We start from the raw sequence: 8,725 nt of genomic DNA, 5'->3' as shown, positions 1-8,725 counted from the left end.
ATTGGCGGCGGCGTAGGCAGTGCTTCGCCAATCGACAACTTCGGGTACCCCGACGAGGTAGAGCACCGACACCGCCACCACCCCGACCGTGATAGTGCGCGCCGCACCCAGCTTTTGGGCGAACCATCCGGTCGCGCGGACGATTCCGGCGACAACGCCCACAATCGCTACGGATACGAGCGCCCACTGCAGCCAATAGTCCGGACCGATCGACGCCGTATCCATCGCCGTACGCAACCGGTTCTGCCAGTGGGTTGCCTGCACGACCATGCCGACGACCGCGAGCACGGCCGAACCGAGCAACGGTGTGCGGAATCGCTCCATCCGATGGTTGATATCGAAATCCCAGTGCCGCAACGCAAAGCGAAGAACTCCCGCGACGGCCAGCGCAACTGCGGCGAGCAGCCCGGTCAACATCGCCTGGGCGCTCGGTGTGCGTGGAAGCAGGCTGGGGGCCAGGGATATCGCGGTGCCGATACCGATTCCGAGCGTCGTGCCAATTCGCGGCTGCACGGCACAGCGAAACCCTTTGGTGACGAGCGTCTTCCATCGTTTCCCCCGTCCAGGTGAAATGTTCGGGCTGGGCGATGCGCCCGCATCGTTCCGGGTAGAAACCGGTCTGGTCGCGGTCAACGTGCTCATGCCTGAACCCCCAGAGCGCCGATGCGATTCGAAGCTCGTACCGAAGAATGACGTCGATTCCGCGCATCGGCAAGCCGCCGCCTGACGGACGGCAGGAACGCGGCCGCCCCGAGCCCGACCAGACCGCCACCGACGATCCACCCGCTATTCCCGGAATCTTCTGCCCCGAAAGCGGATTCGACAACCGGCACGCCATAGTCCTGCCGCCGCGAATTCAGGTCGACGAATGTATTCGCGATGCTCGCCATCGCATTGCACCGAGCCCGCGAGAACCCGTCCTCCCGAGCCGCGCACGCCTCGTGCATACGCACGGCCAGCGTCGCATCCAGCGCCTGCCTGGCCCACCCGCCCAGCGGCTGACCCTGCGCGTCCGCATAGCGCAGCAGGTCATACCCCAAATCATGTGCCTTACAAGCGGTCTCGAACTCGCCGGGCAATGTCACCGGCGACGAGCAATCCCCACCCGGATTCGCCAGCATCCCATCGACAACAGCTGGTCGATACCCGAACCGCTCCGCGAAATCAGCGGGAATCACATCGACCGACCCCGGCCCACCCGAGGTCAGGCCGATCACCGCGGCACCGGCCGACGCATTCTCCACCGGCCGCTCGACGGTGGCGGCATGCGCCGCGGGCGCCAGCATGATGGTTGCCGCCATGGTGGTCAGTGCGGCCGCTGTCAGTGCGGCACAGCGTCGTGCGATGGTTTGGGTTCGGGCGCCGGCATCGATGGTCGGTGTGCTCATGGTGCTCGACGGTAGGAATCCATCCCGCTACGCCACCTCACGCCGCGGAGCGGTTTCCCGGCCCGTGCCGCCGGGGGAGCGCGTGCGAGTCCTCCCACTCCGGTACTGGATCGGAATTCACCCGTGGGTATGAGGACCCCGGCCACTCGGGCTTCCTACTGTCGTAGCCATGAGGGAAAAACGTCGTAGCTGGATCAAGGGGATGAACGCGCGGATGTGGTTCGACGCGTTCACCGTGCTGCTCGCGGTGATCTTCTACGCCGTCGCGTGGCCGACGCTGCACCTCACCCATCACGTACCGGTCGCGGTGCAGCCGTTCATCGCCGCACTCGCCGCGTTCCCAATCCTGCTGATCCGGCTCAACCCGTCGCTGGGCTGGGCGATATCAGCGGGCTCGGCCCTGCTCATCGCCCTGGCCATCCCGAATCAGCCGGACAATGAGATCCCGATCCAGGTCGTGCACATCCTGTGCCTGTTCGCGCTGCTGTTCGCGGTGGCCCTGCGTGCGGCGGTCCCGATCGTCGCGGTCGCCTGGGGTGCGACCTCGCTGCTGCTGGCCACCACGATGACCAGCGACGGTGACATCTCCGGCGGCGCGTGGGCCTGGCCGATCGCCTTCGCCGCCGTTGTGCTGTTCGCGATGCTGGTGCGCTGGCTGGTGCAGTCGCGCAAACAGTTGCTGGCCCAGGAGGAGGAGAACGAGCTGGAGCGGGCCAGGCGCGCCATCCTGGAGGAGAAGGCCCGCATCGCCCGCGACCTGCACGATGTCGTAGCTCACCACATGTCCCTCGTCGTGGTGCAGGCGCAGACCGCCCCCTATCGGGTCGAGGGCGTGACTCCCGCCGCTCGCGCGGAATTCGAATCCATCGGCGCGACCGCCCGCGAGGCATTGAACGAGATCCGCGGCATGCTCGGCGTGCTGCGCAGCGACGGTCAACTGCCCGAACACGCACCGCAACCGAAGGCCGCCGATGTGCTCGGCCTGTTCGAGGGCGCACGCCGCGCCGGTGTGCGCATCGACTGGACCGTCGACGGACTGCTGGATCCGGTCCCGGATTCGGTCGGCCTCGCGCTGTACCGGATCGTCCAGGAGTCGCTGTCCAACGCCTCCCGGCATGCCCCGGGCGCACCCGTGCAGGTAGCGATCGTGATCGGCGCCGACGCACTGCAGCTGAGCGTCGGCAATGCCCTGAGCGCCACTGTGGCCCGCCCCGTCGGCAACGGTGGTCACGGCATCGCGGGCATGCGTGCGCGTGCGCTCGCGGTCGGCGGCGAGGTATCGGCGGGTCCGCGTGCGGACGGCGGTTTCGAAGTCCGAGCCCGGCTGCCGATCGCACCGGCGTCCGGGTCGGCGCTGGACCCGGCGATGATCGCCACGGTCACCGCGACCGAAGAAATCTGAGCATCCCGTTCCCTGAAATGCCTACAGGGCAATTCATTTCGAATGGACATGGCTGACTCGTCGGGTACGCCCAAACTTGCCGTGCACCTGAACGTGACGCAGGTGGCACCCAACTTGTCCGGCCTGAGTAGGCGGATAGGCTCTGTTGGTGGCAATTACTGTTCTGATCGCCGACGACCAGGCCATGGTGCGTCAGGGTTTCGGCGCTCTGCTCGCCGCCCAATCCGATATCAGCGTGGTCGGTGACGCGCCGGACGGAAAGGTCGCCGTCGCCGAGGCCAAACGGCTGCGCCCGGATGTGGTGCTGATGGATGTGCGCATGCCGGAGATGAACGGACTCGACGCCGCGCGTGCCATCCTCGCCGCCGGTTTCGATCCGCCGGTGCGGGTGCTCATGCTGACCACCTTCGATATCGACGATTACGTCTACGAGGCGTTGAGCATCGGAGCCAGCGGATTCCTGCTCAAGGACGCGCCCGCCGAGGAGTTGGTGCGCGCGGTGCGCGTGGTCGCCGACGGCCAGGCCCTGCTCGCCCCGACGGTCACCCGCCGCCTGATCGCCGATGTCACCCGCCGACGCTCTGCGAGCCGCGTCAAACCCACACCCGCGCTGGCGTCACTGACTCCGCGTGAACGCGAGGTGCTGGAGTTGATCGCCAAGGGCATGTCCAATACCGAGATCGCCACCGCGCTGTTCGTCGCCGAGCAGACCGTGAAAACCCATGTCTCCAAGGTATTTTCGAAGTTGAATCTGCGTGACCGCGCGCAGGCGGTCGTACTCGCCTACGAATCGGGTCTGGTCACCCCGGGCTAGCGCGGCTGCTGCTGGCACTTACCGCCGTTGAGATCGTCGAGGTGTCGCGACAGCAGCCGGGCCAGTCGATCGAGCAGGGCGGTCGCATCCTCGAAGGTGCCCGAATCCGCCTGTGCCGCAAGCGCGACCGCGACACCGCCGGATCGGGTCGGCACGATGCCGAACTGGCGGACCGTGTAGACGCCGGTTTCGTCGTCGGGCCCCCAGCCGCCCTTGAATTCGGTGCCCTCGATGGTGCCGAGGCCCCAACGCTGTTCCGGCGTGATCTGTTCCATCAGCTCGACCACCGTGGCGGACTCGGGCAGGCACGGCAGCTGCGAGGCGAAGCGCACTTGATTCGCGAGTGTCCATTCGGTCGCGCCGAATGCGGTGTAATCCAGACTGGTCTTCGGTCCGTACACATTGGTCAGCGCGTCACCGGCCTCGTCGAGGACCTCCTGGACGGCCCGCGCGGCCTCTTCGCTGTCACCGAGCGACTGCCAGAGCGCTTCGGCCGCATCGTTATCCGAGACGGTGATCGCCTCGTGCGCGTATTCGAAAACGCCGGTCGGGTCGTGCCGCAGCGCCGCGATGGCCAGCGGCACCTTGATGGTGGACCAGGCGATGCCGCTGGTCCAGTCGCCGAAGATGGTCATCCGGCCGCCGCCGACCGGCATGATCGCCATACCGACCTGCCCGAGCAGATTGGGCTGCAATTGGGTGAAATCGGCGGCCAGCGAATCGGGCCGCGAGATCGACCAGCCGGGATGCCAGGATCCGGGCCGTTCGACGGGTAGCGTCGGTTCCGCGGGGGCGTCGTGGGTGCCGGGTAAGAGCGAGCAGGAGGCGAGTGTGAGCAAAACCGTGAGTGCCGCGCCGCGCAGCGCCACCCGAGTATTCACCATCGTTCTTGTAGACCTCACCGCCGCGTTCTCCCCACCACCACAACCTGACACCCGTTGTTCCATCGGCAGTGCGAAAAACATCCTCGTCACACCCGCCCGGTCGGTGACCGGACGTCGCGCGATCAGCACCGAGTCATGCCAGAAGCTGACACGGTACTGACGCCCTGTTGATAGTTTCGCCGATTTTCCCGGAGAATTCGAAACAGCGTGGCCAAGGGGCTACCCGGTAGGCTCACAACCGCCGTAGCGACTGCTTGCAGGTCGCTCGAAAAGATCGGCTTACGCGCTCGGACGACCGATGTCCGAGGGCCGCAGTCACCTGAAGGGGGTCGCGTTGCTGAACAGCGGTGAGGTGTTCGCCGGGTTCACCGTGGAGCGGCTGCTCGGCCAGGGGGGCATGGGCTCGGTCTACCTGGCCAGACACCCCCGCCTCGGTAAGCAGACGGCGCTGAAGCTGCTGAATCGGGAGCTGTTCACCGACGCCGAGGTGCGTGCGCGCTTCGATCGGGAGGCAGATCTGGCCGCGCATCTGGACCACCCGAATATCGTCGCTGTCTACGACCGCGGCTCCGAGGACAATCAGCTCTGGATTTCCATGCAGTACATCGACGGCGTCGACGCGGCGACCGTCGACCCGATGACACTGCCGCCGGAGCGAGCGGTGCAGATCATCGAGGGTGTCGCGGCGGCACTGGATTACGCACACGGCATGGGCGTGCTGCATCGGGATGTGAAGCCCGCCAACTTCCTGCTGGCTCGTTCCAGCGGTGGGCAGGGCGAGCGGGTATTCCTGACCGACTTCGGTATCGCCCGGTTGCGTGAGGACTCCACGCACCTGACCCAGACCGGCATGTTCAGCGCCACCCTGTCCTATGCCTCGCCCGAGCAGATGACCGGCGCCAAGCTGGACAACCGCACCGATCAGTACTCGTTGGCGTGCGCGCTGTACTGGCTGTTCACCGGCATGGCGCCATTCGACGCGCCCGATCCGAACGACATCATCCGCGGGCATCTGCAACATGTCGCCGCGCCATTGGCGACCCGACGCCAGGGCTTGAATCCCGCGCTGGACGGGGTGCTTGCCAAGGCGATGGCCAAACGTCCCGAACATCGGTACGCGACATGTGTCGAGTTCGCCGCCGCGGCCCGCAAGGCATTGACCGCGCCGCCGGGTGCCGCCGTGCAGGTGAATCCCGGCTTTCCGCCGGTGTATCCGGGGCAGGCGGTTGGATCCGCCCCGCCCGCACCGGGATTCGGTGCGGATCAGGCCGCCTTGGCGCAGTCCGCGCAGGCGGTCGGGCCCGCTGGATATGGTGCACCGCAGGCCTATCCACCGGCGCAGCAGCCGATGGTGCCGGGGGTGCCTACGGGATATCCGGCGGCACCTGCGCCGCAGCCGGGTGCACCGGCGCAGGGGGCGCCGCCGGCTGCGGGCTATTCGGTGGCATCGGCGCAACCGGGTGCGCCGACCACACAGGGGCCACCGCAGGCTGGGGCGTATCCGGCGGCTCCACCTCAGCCGGGTGCACCGGCCACGCAGGGACCACCGCAAGCTGCGGCGTATCCGGCGGCACCCCAGCAGGCAGCTCCGCCTCAGCAGGGGCCACCGCAGGCGCAGGGCCAACCGATGCAGGGCGCGCCGGTACAGGGCCAGCCGACGCCACAGCCGCCGTCCGCGATGCCGCCCGGTGCCGCGCCCCCCTCATTCGGGCCGAATGCCGTTGGCCCGCAACTGACTTCGGACCACGGCCGGCGTACGGGCGTGCTGGTCGGCTGGATCGTCGTCGGCATCGTGGTCGCGGTGATCGCCGTCATGGGCACACTGGTGGTCGTCGGCTGGGAGTCGGAAGGCCCGCCCGATGCCGCCGTGCCGCCACCCGTTACCGCCACGACAGCGGCCGCTCCGTCCGATGCACTTGCCAAGAGCCGCAGGCTTTTTCCGAATCTGGTGCCGCAGGGCAAGGACGATTTCGGCGAGGCCTATCAAGATGCGCGCTGCATGGCATCGGAGGCCGGAGAGCCGCTGGGGATCGAGGACGAACTCCTGAAGTCCAGCCCCTGGATCACCGCATGGGAGTGCCATCGCGAAACCCAGGCCACCACACAGATGAGCTACACCATCTTCGAATACGCCTCCGCCGCCGACGCCCGAGCCGTGGTCCAGGCACTACCCGCCAATGTCGCAACCGCCGGTAAGAAAAGCGGAATCCCGGTCAACACTCATCGCTGGGTCGTCGAAGATCCACCGGGCCCGCTCCAGCCGTTCTACCACACAGCCAAACTGGTAGTGAGCTTCGAATCCGACCCGGTCCGCTCGAATTTCCTGGTGTATGTGAGCAACCACGGCACCGCCGGAGGGGTGCAAACCGTGCCGCCGACCCCAACGGCCCAGGACGCACTCACCGCATGGTGGGACGCAGCACCGCTGTAATCGCCTGCCGGACAAACCAATCGGGCTGCCGCAGGCAGTGCGGCAGCCCGATCGAACTCAGTCGACCGCCAACGCCTCCACGATCGGCATCCGGGCCGCACGCAACGCGGGCGGGATCGATCCGAGCAGCGCCAATGCCAGTGCGACGGTGCCGTATACCAGCAGCATCGGGCTCGGCTGGTATGTGATGTCGATTGTCAGCGCGCGCCCGACGGCGACGGTCGCCAGATACTGGATCGCCGCGCCGACCGCGAGACCTATTGCCGCGCCGATGAATCCGATGCCGACGGCCTCGGCGAGCACCGAGCGCAGCAGGAATTTGCGGCTGGTGCCCATGGCCCGCAGCACGCCGAGTTCGCGGCGGCGTTCCAGGACCGAGAGCATCAGGGTGTTCAGCAGTGCCACGGTGGCCACCAACACCACGATCCACAGAATGGCGTAGCTGATCGCCGAGCCCTGCCGCAGGCTGGAGGAGATGGCGACGACCGCCTGCGCGCCGGTGTCGACGTGGATATCCGCGGGCACCACGCGCCGCACGGCGGCCTGCACCGCCGACTTGTCCACGCCCGGTTGGAAATGCACCGCGAGCACGGTTTCCCCCGGTCGCTGATACCACGCGCGCATCTGGTCGAGATTCATCACGACCACACCCGAGATGGCCGAGATATACGGAATCACGTCCAGCACCCGCACGGTGTGGTTGCCGGTCGGGGTCGGCAGGGTCAATTCGGCCCCGGCGCCGACGCCGAGTGATCGCGCGACATCCCGAGAGATCGCCACGCCGTCCCCGGCGGCCAAGTGGGCCATGACTTCTCGACGCACCGAGCCGGTCTCGGATTCGTCCGCGTCGCTCGGATACCCCTGCAACATCACCCGCCCGGTGCCGAGGGTGGCGAAGGCCATCTGCGCGGGCCCGACCGCCTCGACCCCGGGCACCTCGGCGATCTTCTCGCGTAATCCATTGGGCAGCAACGGACCCGTCGGGAACTGCTCCATCGAGCTGGTGCTGACGAACAGATCGGTGTCGCTGAAGCCGGCGAAGGAGGCGGTGGCCGAATCGACCATATTGCGCGAGCCCCCGCCCATCGCGACGGTAGCGGCTACGCCGATCATCACGGTCATCGCGGTGGCCCAGACCCGCCGCGGTGCGCGTTCGACGGTGGTGGCCCCGAGCGTGCCCGGTGCGCCGAAGCATCCGGCGATCGCCGCGGCGGCCCGCACGATCGGTCCGGTGGCAGCGAAGCACAGCGTCACCGCCCCGGCGAACGACATCGAGATCGACGCCAGCGACATGCGGCCCAGATCGGCCTCGGCAATGACGATCGCGCCGACGATGAGGCCGACGCCGAGCACGATCGAGGTCCAGCGCAGTGCCGCACTCGTCGTATCGGTGCGCGCCGCCCCTACCGGCGCCAGCGCCTCGATCGGTTCGACCTTGTACACCTGGCGCGCCGCGATGGCGGCCGCCAGCACACTGGCCACCACGCAGGCGCCGATCGCCACCGGAATCGCGTACCCGGGCACCATATATTCGGTGCGCGCCTCCACCGATTGCATGATGGCGGTGGGAAGTTTGTCGATCGCGACACCACCCATGGCAGCACCGACCACCGCGCCGCCCAGCCCGCCGAGCACGCCGAGCAGCGCCGCCTCGACCAGCAGATCACGCACCATCGGCCCGCGCTTGCCGCCGATGGCCCGCAGCATGGACAACACCGGCCTGCGTTGGGCCACCGCCATACTCATCGCGTTGTAGATCAGGAATGCCGAGACGATCAGGGCGGCCGCCGAGGCCATGAGCGTCGA

7 protein-coding genes are annotated in these 8,725 nt (G+C 67.5%); 3 read left to right on the top strand and 4 right to left on the bottom strand.

The genetic code is table 11. The annotated features are described in order from the left end of the window. Together ON44_RS23495 and ON44_RS23490 are read right to left on the bottom strand one after the other, a co-directional pair. On the bottom strand, window positions 1-513 hold a 513-nt coding region (locus tag ON44_RS23495), incomplete at its 3' end, for an alpha/beta-hydrolase N-terminal domain-containing protein (RefSeq protein WP_040693696.1). Between the two features lie 125 nt (window positions 514-638). Then, the gene (locus tag ON44_RS23490; RefSeq protein WP_063721615.1) at window positions 639-1,388 is read right to left on the bottom strand and encodes a hypothetical protein; all 750 of its coding nucleotides are present in this window, start codon (window positions 1,386-1,388) and stop codon (window positions 639-641) included. A 169-nt stretch (window positions 1,389-1,557) separates the two neighbouring features. On the opposite strand from ON44_RS23490, the gene ON44_RS23485 reads away from it, so the two are divergent. After that, window positions 1,558-2,790 (top strand): sensor histidine kinase, encoded by a 1,233-nt coding sequence (locus ON44_RS23485; RefSeq protein WP_373283199.1) that lies wholly within the window; start codon window positions 1,558-1,560, stop codon window positions 2,788-2,790. A 148-nt stretch (window positions 2,791-2,938) separates the two neighbouring features. Continuing rightward, the gene (locus ON44_RS23480) at window positions 2,939-3,604 is read left to right on the top strand and encodes a response regulator (protein ID WP_040693694.1); all 666 of its coding nucleotides are present in this window, start codon (window positions 2,939-2,941) and stop codon (window positions 3,602-3,604) included. Here the strand turns inward: ON44_RS23480 and ON44_RS23475 are convergent. Then, window positions 3,601-4,488, bottom strand: a complete 888-nt coding sequence (locus ON44_RS23475) for a serine hydrolase (RefSeq protein ID WP_040693693.1) — start codon at window positions 4,486-4,488, stop codon at window positions 3,601-3,603. The genes ON44_RS23480 and ON44_RS23475 overlap by 4 nt on opposite strands. Window positions 4,489-4,786: 298 nt before the next feature. Here ON44_RS23475 and ON44_RS52755 point away from each other — a divergent pair, with 298 nt between their 5' ends. Next, window positions 4,787-6,919: a serine/threonine-protein kinase gene (locus ON44_RS52755; RefSeq protein WP_245567298.1), complete on the top strand. Its 2,133-nt coding sequence runs from the start codon at window positions 4,787-4,789 to the stop codon at window positions 6,917-6,919. A gap of 57 nt (window positions 6,920-6,976) precedes the next feature. On the opposite strand, the gene ON44_RS23465 is transcribed toward ON44_RS52755, so the two are convergent. After that, window positions 6,977-8,725, bottom strand: a 1,749-nt coding sequence (locus ON44_RS23465) for an ABC transporter permease (protein ID WP_040693692.1), incomplete at its 5' end; no start/stop codon positions are given.

It is taken from the genome of Nocardia vinacea NBRC 16497 (assembly GCF_000308835.1).
In the GTDB taxonomy this organism is placed as follows: Bacteria; Actinomycetota; Actinomycetes; order Mycobacteriales; family Mycobacteriaceae; genus Nocardia; species Nocardia vinacea.
This window is presented reverse-complemented; position numbering and strand designations above follow the sequence as displayed.

Coding starts and splice junctions, on each gene's coding strand:
- ON44_RS23485 (WP_373283199.1), top strand. CDS start 1,558: ATGAGGGAAAAACGTCGTAGCTGGATCAAGGGGATGAACGCGCGGATG.
- ON44_RS23490 (WP_063721615.1), bottom strand. CDS start 1,388: ATGAGCACACCGACCATCGATGCCGGCGCCCGAACCCAAACCATCGCA.
- ON44_RS52755 (WP_245567298.1), top strand. CDS start 4,787: ATGTCCGAGGGCCGCAGTCACCTGAAGGGGGTCGCGTTGCTGAACAGC.
- ON44_RS23475 (WP_040693693.1), bottom strand. CDS start 4,488: ATGGTGAATACTCGGGTGGCGCTGCGCGGCGCGGCACTCACGGTTTTG.